This is a genomic window from Rhodanobacter ginsengiterrae (assembly GCF_050026815.1).
Classification (GTDB): Bacteria; Pseudomonadota; Gammaproteobacteria; order Xanthomonadales; family Rhodanobacteraceae; genus Rhodanobacter; species Rhodanobacter ginsengiterrae.
Genome location: NZ_JALBWO010000057.1, coordinates 580,360 through 595,701, shown reverse-complemented (window position 1 = coordinate 595,701; position 15,342 = coordinate 580,360). Strand labels below are relative to the sequence as shown.

Below are 15,342 nucleotides of genomic sequence, written 5' to 3'. Positions count from 1 at the left end.
CGAGCGCATGACGAGTGGAGGTGAACGTCATGACGCCTTGGCAGGCAGAGCGTTTTCGCGACCGCAATGACGCGGGCCGGCAACTGGCGCAGGCGCTGGCACCCCTGCGCGGCCAGCATCCATTGATCCTGGCCATTCCGCGTGGTGGTGTGCCGATCGGACGCATCGTCGCCGATCAGCTGGACGGCCAGCTGGATATCGTGCTGGTGCGGAAAATCGGCGCGCCGGGCTACCCGGAATTCGCGATTGGCGCCGTCGACGAGAGCGGGGCCATGCTGCGCTCCGATGGCGCGCATGAGCTCGAGGTGGACGCTGAGTACCTCCAGCGCGAGGCCAGCGGGCAACTGGCCGTGATCCAGGCACGCCGACTGGGCTACGGTCTCGGTCGGCCGCCGATCGACCCGGCCGGACGCACGGTGGTCGTGGTCGATGACGGGCTGGCCACCGGGGCGACGATGCGCGCGGCGCTGCTGGCGACCCGCGCGCGCAAGCCTCTGCGGCTGATCTGCGCGGTTCCCGTGGCGTCGCCGCGCGGCCTTGCAGGCGTGAAGGAGCTGGTGGACGACATCGTGTGCCTGTCCGCACCCGGGCGCTTTCGTGCGGTCGGGGAGTTCTACGCGCAGTTCCCTGCCGTCGATGACAGCGAGGTCGTGCAGCTGTTGGGCGGTGCCCCGGTCGATTCGCCGCTGCCGGTGCTGGCCGAGTCCATCCGGATTCCGGTCGGCGAGCTGAGGCTGGCGGGCACCTTGCAGGTGCCGTCCGCGGCCTGCGGCCTGGTCATTTTCACCCATGGCAGCGGCAGCAGCCGCAACAGTCCGCGCAACCGCAAGGTGGCCCAGGTCATGCACGCCAAGGGCCTGGCGACCCTGTTGTTCGACTTGCTCAGCGAAGATGAAGCCAGCGAGCAGGCCGCGCGCTTCGACATCCCGGTGCTCACGGCACGGCTTGAGGCCGCCACCCGCTGGGCCATGCGTGATCCCCGCACGCAGGGCCTGCCGATCGGTCTGTTCGGTGCCAGCACAGGCGCGGCTGCCGCGCTGCTGCTGGCGGCTCGGTGCCCGACGGAGATCAGGGCCGTGGTGTCGCGCGGCGGCCGACCCGATCTGGCGGGGCGTGCAGGTCTGGCCGCGGTGAAGGCGCCGACGCTGCTCATCGTCGGCGGCGCGGATACCGAAGTCATCGCCCTGAACCGGGCGGCCTTGTGGCTACTTTCGAGCGATGCGGAGCTGGTGGTGGTTCCCGGCGCCACCCATCTGTTCGAAGAGGAGGGGGCGCTGGAGCGAGTCTCCACGCTCGCCACCAACTGGTTCCTGCGGTGCCTCCCGGGAAGTGGCCGCATGGCCGCCGGCACGCGCTGATCGCCCGGACTCTTCTTGAACCGTGCTCCCTGTTGATCTGGATCAACGACACCGTGTGCGGAACGCTCAAGCTGGCCAGTGACTCCTGCCTGCCCGAGCGGTCGGGCCGGGAGCTCAAGCAGCGGCAATTCATTATCTGTATGGAGGATCCGTCGATGACAAACCTTACTCATTGGAGTCCCTTCAAGTCCCTGTCGCGATTCGAGCAGGGCGCTCCGTTTGACGACTTCTTCCACGGTCTCGGCCTGCGCCAGCGGTGGTCCGAGCTGGCGGCGCCGGATGTGCGCATCGACGTTTCCGAGCACGATGGCGCCTACCGCGTGAAGGCGGAAGTACCCGGCGTGGAGAAGAACGATATAGACGTCTCGATCAGCGGCAACCAGGTCGCCATCAGCGCCGAGGTCAAGCGCGAAAGCAAGCAAAAGGATGACGAACGCGATATCTGCACAGAGCGCTACTACGGTCAGGTCTATCGCTCGTTCAGCCTTCCCGAGGAGGTGGACAGCGAGAAGGCGAGCGCGCATTACGACAGCGGTGTGCTGACCCTGGAGCTGCCGAAGAAGAGCGATGGCAACGCCCGCAAACTGACCATCAGCTGATCGCCACCACGCCGCCCGTGATCCGGCCTTGCCAGGACCGGGCGGCGCACCGGCTGTCAGCAACCAAGCGGCAGGACCGATGCCTTCCCACCCACACCAGGCGCTGGACGTCATCCGCAACGAGGCCAGGCGACTGGACGGTGATCTGCGCGACGGCGACGCACTGCTCGATGACGTCGCCGGGCGGAGCCTGGTGTTGCTGGGCGAGGCCACCCACGGCAGCGGCGACTTCTACCGGATGCGCGCCGAGCTGACGCTGCGCCTGGTGATGGAAAAGGGGTTCGAAGCGGTTGCCGTGGAGGCGGACTGGCCGGATGCCTGTCGCTTGAACCAGTTCGTGCGCGGTGGGGGCAACGACCAGGTCGCGCGCTCCGCATTCGACGACTTCCAGCGCTTTCCGCGCTGGATGTGGCGCAACGAGGAAGTTCTGCGCTTCGTCGAACGGCTGCATGACCTCAACCTGCAGCGGGCAGTGAACGACCGTGTCGGTTTCTACGGCCTGGACATTTACAGCATGTATCGCTCGGCCAATGCCGTAGTCGATTACCTCGCCACGGTGGACGAGCAGCAGGCGACCCTCGCCCGCAGACAGTACGCCGCACTCGATCATGTTCGCGATCCGCAGCGTTACGGTTACGAGGCCGTGATGGGGCTGCGTCCGGACTGCCGCGAGGCGGTACGACAAAGATTGCATGAGCTGTGGACGCTGGCCCCGGAATATCCGGCCGCCGACGGCCGCGCTGCCGCGGATGCGTATTTCTCTGCCGAGCGCAACGCCCAGGTGGTGGCCAGCGCCGAGAGCTATTACCGCGCCATGTTTGGATCGAGAGCGGCGAGCTGGAACGTGCGCGACGAACACATGGTGCAAACCCTGCTTGCGTTGCAGACGCAGCTGCGCGCGTTCGGTGGTGCAGGCAAGGTGGTGGTGTGGGCGCACAACTCCCATCTCGGCGATGCGCGCGCCACCGAGATGGGAGTTGCGGGCGAATGGAACCTCGGCCAGCTGGTCCGTGAGCGGGTCGGTGCCGAGGCGGCCTGGCTGGTCGGTTTCACGACTTGCGCCGGCACGGTGACGGCGGCCCGGGAGTGGGGTGGCGAGGCCGAGTGTCGTCAGCTCCGGATGGCACGAGCGGACAGCTGGGAAGGCCTGTTCCATCGCAGCGGCATGGATCGTTTCTATCTGCCGATGCAGGGCGAGGCTTCGCGCGCCCTGCGCGGTCCCATGCTCGAGCGGGCCATCGGCGTGCTGTATCGCCCCGACACCGAATACCAGAGCCACTATTTCATGGCCTCGCTGGCAGCGCAGTTCGACGCGGTATTCCATCTGGATGAAACCGGTGCGGTCGAGCCGCTGGATACGGCCGCCCGGCTGGATCGGCAACCTGCATAGCGGCGCGCGTTCAGTGGCGCATCAGTACCGGCATCGTGGCCTGCGCCAGGATGTCCCGGGTGGCGCCGCCCAGGATCCATTCGCGCAGGCGGGTGTGGCCATATCCGCCCATCACCAGCAGATCGGCCTGGGCGTCGCCCGCGGCCTCCAGCAGGTCGGTGGCGACGGGATCCCCGCGACCTCGGAACGCGTATGGCTCGGCGATGACGCCGTGACGCTGCAGGTAATCCACCAGATCGAACGCGGGCAGCCATTGATCCATCGGGGAGGTCTGGCATCCATCCCGATTGAGAATGACGACCTTCCAGGCGCGAACCAGCAGCGGCAGGGCGGCATGCACGGCCCGCAGCGCTTCGGCCGAACCGTTCCAGGCGATGGCGATGCGGTTGAGCGTCGATGGCTGGTGCTGGGCCTCCGGCACGATCAGGCAGGGCACGCCGCCGCAGCCCAGCACGATGTCGCCGATGGCCGTCGGCGAGCCCCAGGCCGAGCTGGATGTCCGCCCGAGCACCAGCAGATCGTGCCAGTTGCCGATCAACTGCATGCCGTGCGGTACATCGCCATCGGCCACCTGCCAGAACGCGTCGGCGACGCCCAGTTCGCGCGCCAGCACCCGGAACGAGGATTCGGCCGCATGGGCATCGCTCATCAGTTGGCGCGCCTCCCTGATCGATTCCAGCACCAGTCCGGGAGCGTCATAGGCGGACATCGTGGCGGCCGCCGAGGGGCACACGCATACACCGGTCACGCTGGCATGGAAGACCGCCGCCAGACGGAGCGCATATTCCACATGCGGCGGCCAGAACGTGAAGCTTTCGGAATGGACGGCGAGGCTTTTCATGGCGTATTTCCGCTGGGGTGTGACGAGATGCAATGCGGCCGGGATGGCATGTCAACCGGCGTCCTGCGGAATTCGCTGCCTGACACGTGCGTATCCGGCATGGCGCCGACGCCTGCGGCCGAGTCGCCGAAGCCGAGCAGGATGCCCGCCATGCCGGTGACGAAGGCTGCCGCCAGCTGAAGCGCGCATGCCGGAGCCTGAGGGGGCGGGCCTGCAGCAGGCCGGGTCGATGGCGGGGACATCTCCGGATCGTTGCCAGCCGGATCCGGGGGCTGGCCGACCCGAGCGTGTTCACCGGCGCAGCCGAGTATCGACAAACCCTGCTCCAGGAAATGGCCCACCATCGACATCCCGAGCAGGTAGCGTGCTGTCCGCGCGTAGTGCGTCTCGGCGGTGTCTCCGCGGATCGCCGGCCAGTCTGTTGGCAGGCAATCGTCATGACCGAGCCATGTCAACGCCACCAGGTCGGCCTGCTGGTCCGGCGGCAGACCATCAATGAAGGCGTGAAGTTGCTGCAGCCCGGTCGCGGAGCGCTGTTCGCCGGTCCGCTCGCGGAGTTCGTCGATGATGAAGCGGACGGACTCGACCGGTATCGACAATACCCGGGCACGCCGGGGCAGTGGGGGCCTGGCAGGTTCAGTCATCGGGAGCTCCCGCAACATCCGGCTGCATCCCTCCGGTCGTGCGGGCAACCGACCGTCCGCACGAAGGCGCCTGCCGCGTTTGCAGCAGTTGCACCAGGATGGGCGCTCTGCTTGAGTGCCATGACCGTGATTCCTCGATACCTTGTCCTGCTGCGTACAGGCCGGATGCCGTTGTGGTGATTGATGAAGATTTCTACTAGCCGGCACGGCGGCGCGTCTTGACATGGCTCAATAATCCGGCACGACGCGCCCGCCCGAGCCCGGATTGCGGCGACCGATCGCCCAGCCGCCATCCCGGGCGCGGGCCCGCCCCGCTGTCATGGCCTGCGGGCGGCGGATATCGACCGGTTTTGCACGCACGGCGCCTGCCTGCAGGAAGGCTTGTCATGGCCGGGAACAAGAAGCGGCCCAGGAGGCCGTTTCGGTGCGACCAGGCCGAAACCCCATCGGCTGCGTGCCGACACTTTCCAGGCGTGCTCTGCTGTTGGGTGGTGGGCCCGCCAGGACTCGAACCTGGAACCAAGGGATTCGCTTGTGCCGGAGGTTTCCTTCCGGAGCGGACTATCTCTTCACCCTTCGCGCGCGGCGCCAGAGGGCGCAGCGACGAGTGGGGTGCGGGACGCTCGAGCCTGTGATCAAGGGCGCTGAAGCCCTCAGGTAGTCTCTGCACCTTCCGTCGGTGTACCGGCGGCTTGGCTCAGGGTTGCCACCGGCCGCGTTGCGCGCCGCTGAGGTTTCCCTGAATTCATCCCGATCCCATCCGCGGATTACGCCGCGGCGGCACCTTTCGATGAGTCCCCTGCTCTAACCATTGAGCTACAGGCCCACAAGCGGTGCATGGTAGAGGAGTTGCCGGGGGCGTGCCAGCGGGCAGCCGCTCCCACAGGACGCAAAAAGCCCCGCCGAAGCGGGGCTTCTGGTTGCAACCATCGCGACATTTATTCGACGTCGAGGAACGAGCGCAACTGTTCGGAACGACTCGGGTGACGCAGCTTGCGCAGCGCCTTGGCCTCGATCTGGCGGATCCGCTCGCGGGTGACGTCGAACTGCTTGCCGACTTCCTCCAGCGTGTGATCGGTGTTCATGTCGATGCCGAAGCGCATGCGCAGCACCTTGGCCTCCCGCGGGGTCAACCCGGCGAGTACGTCGCGCACGGTTTCCATCAGGCCGGTTTCCGTCGCCGAGTCGATCGGCGAGCTGGCGTTGCCGTCCTCGATGAAATCGCCCAGGTGGGAATCCTCGTCGTCACCGATCGGGGTTTCCATCGAGATCGGTTCCTTGGCGATCTTCAAGACCTTGCGGATCTTGTCCTCGGGCATTTCCATTTCCTTGGCCAGTTCCTCCGGCGTGGCCTCGCGGCCGAACTGCTGCAGCATCTGGCGGGAAATGCGGTTCAGCTTGTTGATCGTCTCGATCATGTGCACCGGGATGCGGATGGTGCGCGCCTGGTCGGCGATCGAGCGGGTGATCGCCTGGCGGATCCACCAGGTGGCATAGGTCGAGAACTTGTAGCCGCGGCGGTACTCGAACTTGTCCACCGCCTTCATCAGGCCGATGTTGCCCTCCTGGATCAGGTCGAGGAACTGCAGGCCGCGGTTGGTGTACTTCTTGGCGATCGAGATCACCAGGCGCAGGTTGGCCTCGACCATTTCCTTCTTGGCGCGACGCGCTTTCGCCTCGCCACTGGCCATGGCGCGATTGATGTCCTTGATGTCGATCAGCGGCAGGAACAGCTTGCGTTCGATGGCGGCGAGTTTTTCCTGCTCGGCGTCGATCGCCTCGCGGTGGGTCTTGATGTTCGGCGACCACTTCTGGCGCTTGCGGCCCAGCTCGGCCGCCCACTCGAGGTTGCCCTCGTTGCTGGGGAAGGTCTTGATGAACTCGGCCTTCGGCATCTTCACCTGCTTGACGAAGATGTCGAGCAGCACGCGCTCGTGGTGGCGGATGTCGCCGACCACTTCGCGCAGCTTGCGCACGAAGCCGTCGATCAGCGCGCTGGGCAGCTTGAGCTTGAGGAACTCCTCGGCCATCTGGTCGCGCAGCTTGACGATCTTCTTGTCGAGGATGCTGGCGGCTTTCGGCGCGGCCTTCTGGAACTTGCCGTAGTAGTCGCGCAGCAGTTCCATGCGGCGCTTGACCTCTTCCGGATCGGGGCCGGTCGGGCCGGCTTCTTCCTCTTCTTCAGTGGAATCGTCGTCCTCGTCGTCGCCTTCTTCGCCTTCCTCGACTTCGGGGGCGAGCAGGGCGGCGGCTTCCTTCTCCTTGCGGGCAAGGTCGGCGGCTTCTTCCAGATCGAGGAAGCCGGCCAGGATCTCGCTGAGGCGGCGCTTGCCGTCCAGGTGCTGGTCGTATTCCTCCAGCAGCAATTCAATCGTCAACGGGAAGCTGGCCAGCGCGGTCTGCACCTGGCCGAGGCCTTCCTCGATGCGCTTGGCGATGGCGATTTCGCCCTCGCGGGTGAGCAGCTCGACCGTACCCATTTCGCGCATGTACATGCGCACCGGGTCGGTGGTGCGGCCCACTTCGGCGTCCACGGCGGAGAGCAGGGCAACCGCTTCCTCGGCGGCGGAATCGTCGTCGCCGGAACCGGAGCCCGGCGCGGCGCCATCAGCGATGGTGTCGGTGTCGGGTGCCGCATCGTGCACTTCGATGCCGACGCCCTTGAGCACCGCCATGATGTCTTCGATCTGCTCCGGATCGACGATGTCGTCGGGCAGGTGGTCGTTGATCTCGGCGTAGGTCAGGTAACCCTGCTCCAGACCTTTGGCGATCAGCGCCTTGATTTCAGACTGTTGCTCGTGGGGAGCTTTGCTATTCATTCACCGACCGCCGCAAGGTTCAAGAACCGGACATTATAACGATGTGCTGCTTTTTTGACCAGTTTTCAAGTGGAAAGGAGTTGCGATCAGGCACGCAAAAATCGCGCCAAATCACGGAATTGCCGTGCATCGACCGGTGTCGGGCCAGGCGCCGCACGGGCCCTTCCGTTCAACCGGTGTCAAGCCAGAAGGTCACCGGGCCATCGTTGACCAGCTGCACCACCATATGGGCACCGAAGCGCCCGCTTTCCACCCCCGGGTGCGCGGCCCGTGCCGATGCCAGCAGGTGCTCGAACCAGCGCCGCCCATGTTCGGGTGGCGCGGCGCGGGTGAAGCTGGGGCGCATGCCGGAGCGGGTGTCGGCGGCGAGGGTGAACTGGCTGACCAGCAACAGGCCGCCGCCGGTGTCGCCGAGCGAGCGATTCATCCTGCCGTTGTCGTCGGCGAACACGCGGTAGCCAAGCAGGCGTTCCAGCATGCGCCGGGACTGCGCCTCGCCGTCGTCCGGCTGCACCGCCACCAGCGCGAGCAGGCCGGGGCCGATGGCGCCGACGGTTTCGTCATCCACGCTGACGCTGGCCGAGAGCACGCGCTGGATCAGGGCAATCATGGCTGCTTCAAGGGCAAGGGGCGTCCAGCGTACGACGCCGTCGGCGTCGGTGAAAGATCGGCGAGGCGTCCCTTACACTGCGCGGATGCGTATCGACATGTACCTGATCTACCTCCTGCTGCGGCTGTTCGCGTTGCTCCCGCTGCGCGCGCTGCATGGCCTGGGTGGCGGCCTGGGCTGGCTGCGTTGGCGGCTTGGCGGGCGCACCGTGCGCAACACGGCGGTCAACCTGCGCATTGCGCGCCCGCAGCTGGACCGATCGGCACAGTCGGCCTTGCTGCGTCAGGTCATGACCGAGAACGGCAAGTCGGGCAGCGAGATCATCAAGGTCTGGGGCGGTGGCGCCGTGCAGGCGCTTGCGCTGGTGCACGAGGTGCGCGGCGAAGCCCTGCTGGATGCCGCGCTGGCGGCGGGCAAGGGGGTGATCATCGCCGCACCGCACCTGGGTTGCTGGGAGTTGCTGAACTACTGGCTGTGCCGCAAGACGCCGATGGCGATCCTGTACCGGCCGCCGCGCTTCGCCGCGATTGAGGGGTTGCTGCGCAAGGTGCGCGGGGCGCTGGCGCCGGAGCAGGTACGCGCCGATGGCGCCGGTGTGCGCACCTTGTACAAGCGCCTGGCGGCCGGTGGCACGGTCGGTATCCTGCCGGACCAGAAGCCGCGCGCCGGCGAGGGCGAGTTCGCGCCGTTCTTCGGCCGTGACGCGCTGACCATGGTGCTGTTGCCGCGGCTGGCCGCGCGCACCGGGGCGGCGGTGCTCTATGCATTCGCCGAACGGTTGCCGCGTGGCGCGGGTTTCCGTATCCACCTGCTGCCGGCGCCGGCGGGCATCACCGACGCGGATCCGGCGGTCGCCTGCCGCGCGCTCAACCAGGGCGTGCAGGATTGCGTGGAGCTGGCGTTTGCGCAGTACCAGTGGCAGTACCGGCGCTATTCCGCGGTGGGCCTGATCAATCCCTACGACGGGGCGGGCGGCTAGGGCACGAGCAGGGCAAGACGCTTCCCGAAGAGCATCGCCCGCCAGCGGGCTGCTAGGCGAGGCGGCGCAGGAACACGCCCATTTCCTTTTCGGCCTGCTTGTCGCCGCGCTCGGCGGCCGCGGCGATGCCGCTGCGCCAGGCCGCGGCGGCTCCGGCCTCGTCCCCGCTGGCCAGGCAGGCCTTGCCGAGCAGCTTCCAGGCGGCTGAGTACAGCGGATCGAAAGCGGTGGCGCGGTGCAGTTCGTCGATCGCGGCGGCGTGCTCACCATCGCCCAGCAAGGCGCTGCCCAGCGAAAAGCGCAGCAGTGCGCCGTCGCGCGGGCCGCCGCATTGCCGGCGCAGGTTGGCGATTTGTTCGCTGCTCACGGCTGCGGCAGATAGCGGCGGCTATCCGATGGATAGACGCGGGTGGGTTGCGCCGGTTCCGGCGGGGTCTGTCCGGCCTGGAGGTCGGCCAGTGCGCCGGCCGGCCAGACTTCCAGCCATGACGAGCGGAACGGCTGCACCAGCAGGGCGTAGCGCAGCGCCATCGGTTCCGGCCGGTCCACCCGGCGCACGATCAGGCCGTCGGGGTGGCTGCGGGAGAACGCCTGGATCGCCTGGTCCTGCACGACCTGGTTGCCGAACAATTCCTCGATCGGCCGGGTCAGCCGCCCCTCGAAATGGAACTGGCCTTCGTAATTGCCGAGGAAGGCGATCGGTTTTCCGGCCTGTTCGGCCGCGCCGAGAAATTGCGCGATCGGACGCAGGTCGAAGCGCGCCCACAAGGTCAGCGTGAACAGCGTGTTGAGCGCCAGCACGCCGATCAGCCCGGCCACCGCCAGGCGCCGCAGCTCGCCGCGACCACGCAGCATCACCAGCGCGCCCACCAGCAGGAACACCACGCTGAAATAGCGGCTGTAGGGCGCTGCGGCCTCCGGCCACTCGCCATGCAACTGGCGGCTGGCCACCAGCAGCGGCAGCAGGAACAGGGCCACGGCGAACACGATGCTGCCCAGGCCAAGCGGCCAGGTACCCAGCCAGCCACTGCCGGCCAGCGCCGGCCGGCGTTCGCGCAGCACGGCGATGGCGCCGGCCATCAGCAGCGCCATGCCGCCCAGTTCCGGCAGCGGGTAGTAGACCTGCTTGCCGCTGATCAGCGAGAACACCACGAAGGTCGGCACCAGCCAGCACAGCGCGAAGCGCAAGCCAGATTCCAGCGGGCGGCGCAGGCTGGCCACGGCCACCCACATGCGCGGCCAGCCACTGAACGGAAACAGCATCACCGGCAGCCATAACAGGTAGAACCAGAACGGCTCGGCGTGATTCTGCAGGTCCTTGCCGGCGGCAAGCCGGTCGACCACGCGACCGGCGGTCTGGGTGAAGAACAGGCGCTGCCGGTACGCCTCGCCGCCGGAGAATCCCGCCGGCAGCGCCCATGCCAGCAGCATCGCGCCGCCCAGCAGGAACGACAGCGCGCCGCGGCCATACCAGCGCGCGCGATGGCGACTGGCCCAGTCGCTCCACAGCGGCCCGAGCAGCCACGGGAACACGATGTGCAACAGCATCACCGGGCCCTTGGTCAGCAGGCCGAAGCCGATGCACAGGCCGAACAGCAGCCAGCGCGGTTCCTCGCGTTGCGCCTTGGGCATCAGGCACAGCAGGGCGGCCAGTGTCCACATCGCCAGCAGCACGTCGTACATGATCTGCAGGCCGAACAGGAAGGCGTAACCGAACGCCAGCAGCATCCACGGCGCCGCCTTGGCCATCCACGGCCGGCCCGGAAACAGCCGTCGAGCGATCGCCGCGATCAGCACCAGCTGGGCGCCGCCGACCAGCACCTCGAGCAGGCGTGGCCACACGTCGCTGACGCCGAATGCGAACCAGCCCGCATGGATCAGCCAGAACAGCAGCGGCGCCTTCTCGCTGTAGGGCTGGCCGTTGATGTGCGGCACCAGCCAGTGGCCCTGGTTCCACATCTCCCACGCCACCGCCAGGGTGCGGGTGGAATACAGCGGCATCGGACCGTGCGAGAAGATCGCCGCCAGCGCCACCAGGGTCCACAGCGGCAACCAAGGCCACACGGCGCGCAGATGTTCGGAACGGCTATACGGGCTCAGTGACACGGGCAGGCTCTTGGCGGGCTAGGGGCTGATTCTAGCCTGCGCGGCGATCGGACAAGCGGCGCGGGCGCACGACATCGTCAGGCCGGACCCCAGTAGCCGATGCGCCGGCGGAGCTTCAATTTGCGCCACAGGTTCAGCGGCTTGCGCCGGCGGTTGCGCGCACCGCGGGCGATGAAGGCGTCGATGGCGTCCAGCACGCGCTCGCTGGAGCGGCCGTCGCGATACGGGTGGATCGCATCGGCGTAGGCGCGGATCGCCTGCATCAGCTCCGGCGGGCGGGCCAGCGCGCGCTCGATCGCCGGCTCGAAATCCTGCGGGTCGTCGATGTCGATCAGTTGCGGGCCCGGCCGCCGGTTCCTGAACGTCACCACCGGCTTGCCGGTAAGCAGGAACTCGTTCAGCGCGGACGAAGTGTCCGAACACATCATGTCGACCTGCGGGAACAATTCCAGGATGTTGTCGTTCTCGGCGAAGGTGAGGTACTCGTTCTGCAGCGCCTTGAACTTCGCGGTGGTCGCGGGATTCATCTTCGGATGGAAGGTGACGATCCAGCGCCAGCGACCATCGCGAGACAATCGCTTCACTTCCTCGTAGAGCGTCTCGGCGGCACTCCACGACGGCGAAAAAGTGGAGTGGTAGAGGATCATCGGCGGCCGGCGCACCGGCGGCAGTGGGCCGGTGATTTCCTGCATGAACGGGTCGATCTTCGGAAAGCCGGTCTCGGCCACGCTGAAGTGGCCAAGCTGGTCGGCGATCGCCTGGAACTGCGCGGTATCGCGCGGGCCGGTGGTGCAATACAGGTCGAAGAAACCGCGCACGTAGATGTGCCGCGGCTTGCCGGCGTCGAAGCCGTGGAAGGTCTCGACCTTCACCCCGGGGAAGAAGTGCGGCACCGCGTTGGACGAGGTGATCACCGCGATCGGTTTCCACGCGCGCACCTCGGCCACGCTCAGCAGGCGCTCGCCGGCGACCAGGTCTTCGGCACCGGGGCCGTCGAAGAACCAGGCCGTCTCGTCGCCGCGGGCGCGGATCGCCTCCTGCAGCGGGCGCAGAATGGCCAGCGCATAGCGTTCGGAGCCGTACAGCAGGTAGCGCTTCCTCGGAGCGGGCGTCTTGCTCATCTCAGCGATCGATTCCATGACGGGTCAGCAGACTGGCCGCACGCGCCACCGACTCCGGGTTGTTGACCATTTCGTAATAGCGCATGCGCTTGTACAGCGCGTAGCTGGCGGCGGTCTGCGCGATCAGGAAGCCGCGCCAGCCGTCCATGAAGGCCAGCCGGAACACATAGTCCTTGAGGAAGGCCAGCAGGTAGACGAACGGCGCCTGCCACATCCGTACCGGCTTGCGCCGGTCCAGCCAGTCGCGGCACTTCAGTTCGGCGTAGCGCAGGACCTTGAGCTGCTTGTGCGGCAGGGTCGGGTTGTTGAGGTGATTGAACGGCTCGCGCAGGGTTGCTGCAGGTCCCTCGAAGCGCAGCGACTCGTGCACCCGCGCATCGCTCCAGCGGGCCCGGCCGCGATGGTAAAGCCGCGCCAGTTGTTCGCCCACGGCGGGGCGGTACCAGCGCATCGGTCGGCCCATGTAGATCGTGCTGCGGCGCAGCCAGGCGGCTGGCGCGTCGCTGGCGATCAGTCCGGGCAGGCGCTGCTGCAGTTCCGCGGCAAGTTCCGGGCTGAGGTATTCATCGGCATCCAGCACCAGGATCCAGTCGTGGCGACACTGGCTGCTGGCGAAGTTGCGCTGGGCGCCGAAGCCGAGCCAGTCCTGCTGGATCACCCGCGCGCCATGCGCCTGGGCAATGGCCACCGTGTCGTCGTCGCTGCCGGAGTCGACCACCAGCTTCTCGGCCGCGAACGGCACGCTGTCCAGGCAGCGCGCGATGCTCCCCGCCTCATTGTGGGTGATCACGGCGAGAGTCAGCGGGAGGGTCGGCATGGGGCGAATTCTAGCCGATGCCATGATTTGTCCGCGCGGTGGTGGCCAATTCGCCGATTCGGTAGGACAAGTCGCAACTTTGCGTTCCGATCCATGACAAAATTCACTGGTGCCGATCGACCTGCCATGCATCGCTCGCGCATCCCGTCAACGCACTGAACGGCCATCCATGAAACGAATCCTTGTCACCGGCGGCGCCGGCTTCCTCGGCTCGCACCTGTGTGATCGACTGCTCCATGATGGCCACGACGTACTCTGCGTGGACAACTTCTTTACCGGCAGCAAGCGCAACGTGGCGCACTTGCTGAGCCATCCCTACTTCGAGCTGATGCGCCACGACGTCACCTTCCCGCTGTACGTGGAAGTGGAGCGCATCTTCAACCTGGCCTGCCCGGCCTCGCCGGTGCATTACCAGCACGACCCGGTGCAGACCACCAAGACCAGCGTGCACGGCGCGATCAACATGCTGGGCCTGGCCAAGCGGGTGAAGGCGCGCATCCTGCAGGCCTCCACCAGCGAGGTCTACGGTGACCCGGAAGTGCATCCGCAGGTGGAAAGCTACTGGGGCAAGGTCAATCCGATCGGCATCCGCAGCTGCTACGACGAAGGCAAGCGCTGCGCCGAGACGCTGTTCTTCGACTACCACCGCCAGCACGACCTCGACATCAAGGTGGTGCGCATCTTCAACACCTACGGCCCGCGCATGCATCCCAACGACGGCCGCGTGGTGAGCAACTTCATCATGCAGGCGCTGCGTGGCGAGGACATCACCATCTACGGCGACGGCAGCCAGACGCGCAGCTTCTGCTACGTCGACGACCTGATCGAGGTGATTGTGCGGATGATGGAATCGGAGCGTGGCTTCACCGGTCCGGTGAACATCGGCAATCCGGTCGAATACACCATGCTGGAGCTGGCCGAGAAGGTCATTGCGCTGGTCGGCGGTCGCTCGAAGCTGGTGTACAAGTCGTTGCCGTCGGACGACCCGCGCCAGCGTCAGCCGGATATCTCGGTGGCCCGCGATCGGCTCGGCTGGCAGCCGAGCGTGGCGCTGGAGGATGGTCTGAAGGAAACCATCGCCTATTTCCGCCGGCTGCGCGAGGATGGTGAGGCGGCATGACCAGCTTCGCGGTCGTCATCACCAGCTACAACTACCGTGATTTCGTCGGTGTGGCCGTCGACAGTGCGCTGGCGCAGACCCGCGCCGCGGCGCAGATCATCGTGGTCGATGACGGCTCCGGTGACGGCTCGGCGGACTACCTGCGCGAGCGCTACGCTGACGAGCCGCGGGTGACCCTGCTGTGCGGCGAAAACGGCGGTCAGCTGGTGGCGTTCCAGCGCGGTGTGGCCCAGGCAAAGGCTGACGTGATCTGCTTCCTCGATGCTGACGATCGCTGGGAACCGGATTACCTGGCGCGCATCGGCGAGGTGTACGACAGCCGCCGCGATATTGATTTCGTGTTTTCCGACATGCAGCTGTTCGGCGACGAGCACCGCTGGATGGGTTACTCCGGCCGCTCGCATGACCTGGGCTACACCAGCATCAGCACCTACATGCTGATGCATTGGTACGGCGCACCGACGTCGGCGCTGTCGATGCGCGCCGTGTGGGCGCGCCGCACGCTGGAACTGCCGGAAGAGCTCAGCCATACATGGCGGCTGTCAGCCGACAACTGCCTGGTGTTCGGTGCCAGCGTGCTGGGTGCACGCAAGTACTACCTGCGCACCGGCGCGGTGCACTACCGCATCCACGGCAACAATGGCTGGTGGGGCAAGCAGACGCCGACCAACATCTATCTCAATCGATTCCGCTCGCGCTGCCTGATCGAGATCTACGCCAGGAACATCGGCCTCGATGCGCGCTGTGTCGACAACGCCAAGTACGAATTCCGCACCAAGCCCGATCCCTCCTGGCGCGAGGCCAAGCGCTACGCCAGGCTGGCACGACTGCGTCGCGGCAGCTGGCTGGGCAACCTGAACCGCGCGCTGGCGATCATCGGCCCGGTCTGGCTGCGCGGCCTTCGCGGTGCGAAGCGGTTGACGGGCGACGAGTGAGCG

General features: G+C 66.7%; 14 protein-coding genes. 6 read left to right on the top strand and 8 right to left on the bottom strand.

The window, feature by feature from the left end:
* Nucleotides 1-29: 29 nt before the first annotated feature.
* The 3 genes from ACQGNJ_RS17615 (at nt 30) to ACQGNJ_RS17605 (ending at nt 3,347) form a co-directional block, all read left to right on the top strand.
* Entirely contained in the window at nt 30-1,358 is a 1,329-nt protein-coding gene (locus ACQGNJ_RS17615) for a phosphoribosyltransferase family protein (RefSeq protein ID WP_426690682.1), read from the top strand.
* A gap of 32 nt (nt 1,359-1,390) precedes the next feature.
* The gene (locus ACQGNJ_RS17610; protein WP_426690544.1) at nt 1,391-1,957 is read left to right on the top strand and encodes an Hsp20/alpha crystallin family protein; all 567 of its coding nucleotides are present in this window, start codon (nt 1,391-1,393) and stop codon (nt 1,955-1,957) included.
* A gap of 79 nt (nt 1,958-2,036) precedes the next feature.
* Complete coding sequence (locus ACQGNJ_RS17605) at nt 2,037-3,347, top strand: erythromycin esterase family protein (RefSeq protein ID WP_426690543.1); 1,311 nt, start codon at nt 2,037-2,039, stop codon at nt 3,345-3,347.
* Nucleotides 3,348-3,357: 10 nt separating this feature from the next.
* Here ACQGNJ_RS17605 and ACQGNJ_RS17600 read toward each other — a convergent pair whose 3' ends face one another.
* The 4 genes from ACQGNJ_RS17600 to dtd all read right to left on the bottom strand — a co-directional run bounded on the left by ACQGNJ_RS17600 (nt 3,358) and on the right by dtd (nt 8,261).
* Complete coding sequence (locus tag ACQGNJ_RS17600; RefSeq protein WP_426690542.1) at nt 3,358-4,188, bottom strand: universal stress protein; 831 nt, start codon at nt 4,186-4,188, stop codon at nt 3,358-3,360.
* Nucleotides 4,185-4,832 carry a DUF3775 domain-containing protein gene (locus ACQGNJ_RS17595; RefSeq protein WP_426690541.1) on the bottom strand — a complete coding sequence of 216 codons (648 nt, stop codon included), beginning with the start codon at nt 4,830-4,832 and terminating at the stop codon, nt 4,185-4,187. The genes ACQGNJ_RS17600 and ACQGNJ_RS17595 overlap by 4 nt, the downstream gene beginning before the upstream one ends.
* 938 nt (nt 4,833-5,770) lie before the next feature.
* On the bottom strand, nt 5,771-7,651 hold the full coding sequence (rpoD, locus tag ACQGNJ_RS17590; protein ID WP_426690540.1) for an RNA polymerase sigma factor RpoD: 1,881 nt from the start codon (nt 7,649-7,651) through the stop codon (nt 5,771-5,773).
* A 169-nt stretch (nt 7,652-7,820) separates the two neighbouring features.
* A complete protein-coding gene (gene dtd / locus ACQGNJ_RS17585; RefSeq protein ID WP_426690539.1) occupies nt 7,821-8,261 on the bottom strand; it encodes a D-aminoacyl-tRNA deacylase in 441 nt (146 codons plus the stop codon).
* A gap of 85 nt (nt 8,262-8,346) precedes the next feature.
* Between dtd and ACQGNJ_RS17580 the strand changes: the two genes are divergently transcribed.
* A complete protein-coding gene (locus ACQGNJ_RS17580; RefSeq protein WP_426690538.1) occupies nt 8,347-9,240 on the top strand; it encodes an LpxL/LpxP family acyltransferase in 894 nt (297 codons plus the stop codon).
* Between the two features lie 52 nt (nt 9,241-9,292).
* Here ACQGNJ_RS17580 and ACQGNJ_RS17575 read toward each other — a convergent pair whose 3' ends face one another.
* The 4 genes from ACQGNJ_RS17575 to ACQGNJ_RS17560 form a co-directional block, all read right to left on the bottom strand.
* Nucleotides 9,293-9,607, bottom strand: coding sequence for a hypothetical protein (locus tag ACQGNJ_RS17575; RefSeq protein WP_426690537.1), 315 nt, complete (start codon nt 9,605-9,607; stop codon nt 9,293-9,295).
* The gene (locus tag ACQGNJ_RS17570) at nt 9,604-11,346 is read right to left on the bottom strand and encodes an ArnT family glycosyltransferase (protein WP_426690536.1); all 1,743 of its coding nucleotides are present in this window, start codon (nt 11,344-11,346) and stop codon (nt 9,604-9,606) included. Before ACQGNJ_RS17570 ends, ACQGNJ_RS17575 begins: the two co-directional genes overlap by 4 nt.
* A 77-nt stretch (nt 11,347-11,423) precedes the next feature.
* Nucleotides 11,424-12,485 carry a CDP-glycerol glycerophosphotransferase family protein gene (locus tag ACQGNJ_RS17565; protein WP_426690535.1) on the bottom strand — a complete coding sequence of 354 codons (1,062 nt, stop codon included), beginning with the start codon at nt 12,483-12,485 and terminating at the stop codon, nt 11,424-11,426.
* On the bottom strand, nt 12,469-13,284 hold the full coding sequence (locus ACQGNJ_RS17560; RefSeq protein WP_426690534.1) for a glycosyltransferase family 2 protein: 816 nt from the start codon (nt 13,282-13,284) through the stop codon (nt 12,469-12,471). Before ACQGNJ_RS17560 ends, ACQGNJ_RS17565 begins: the two co-directional genes overlap by 17 nt.
* A gap of 169 nt (nt 13,285-13,453) precedes the next feature.
* Between ACQGNJ_RS17560 and ACQGNJ_RS17555 the strand changes: the two genes are divergently transcribed.
* Nucleotides 13,454-14,404, top strand: a complete 951-nt coding sequence (locus ACQGNJ_RS17555; RefSeq protein WP_426690533.1) for a UDP-glucuronic acid decarboxylase family protein — start codon at nt 13,454-13,456, stop codon at nt 14,402-14,404.
* Nucleotides 14,401-15,339: a glycosyltransferase family 2 protein gene (locus ACQGNJ_RS17550; RefSeq protein WP_426690532.1), complete on the top strand. Its 939-nt coding sequence runs from the start codon at nt 14,401-14,403 to the stop codon at nt 15,337-15,339. The genes ACQGNJ_RS17555 and ACQGNJ_RS17550 overlap by 4 nt, the downstream gene beginning before the upstream one ends.
* Nucleotides 15,340-15,342: the final 3 nt, after the last annotated feature.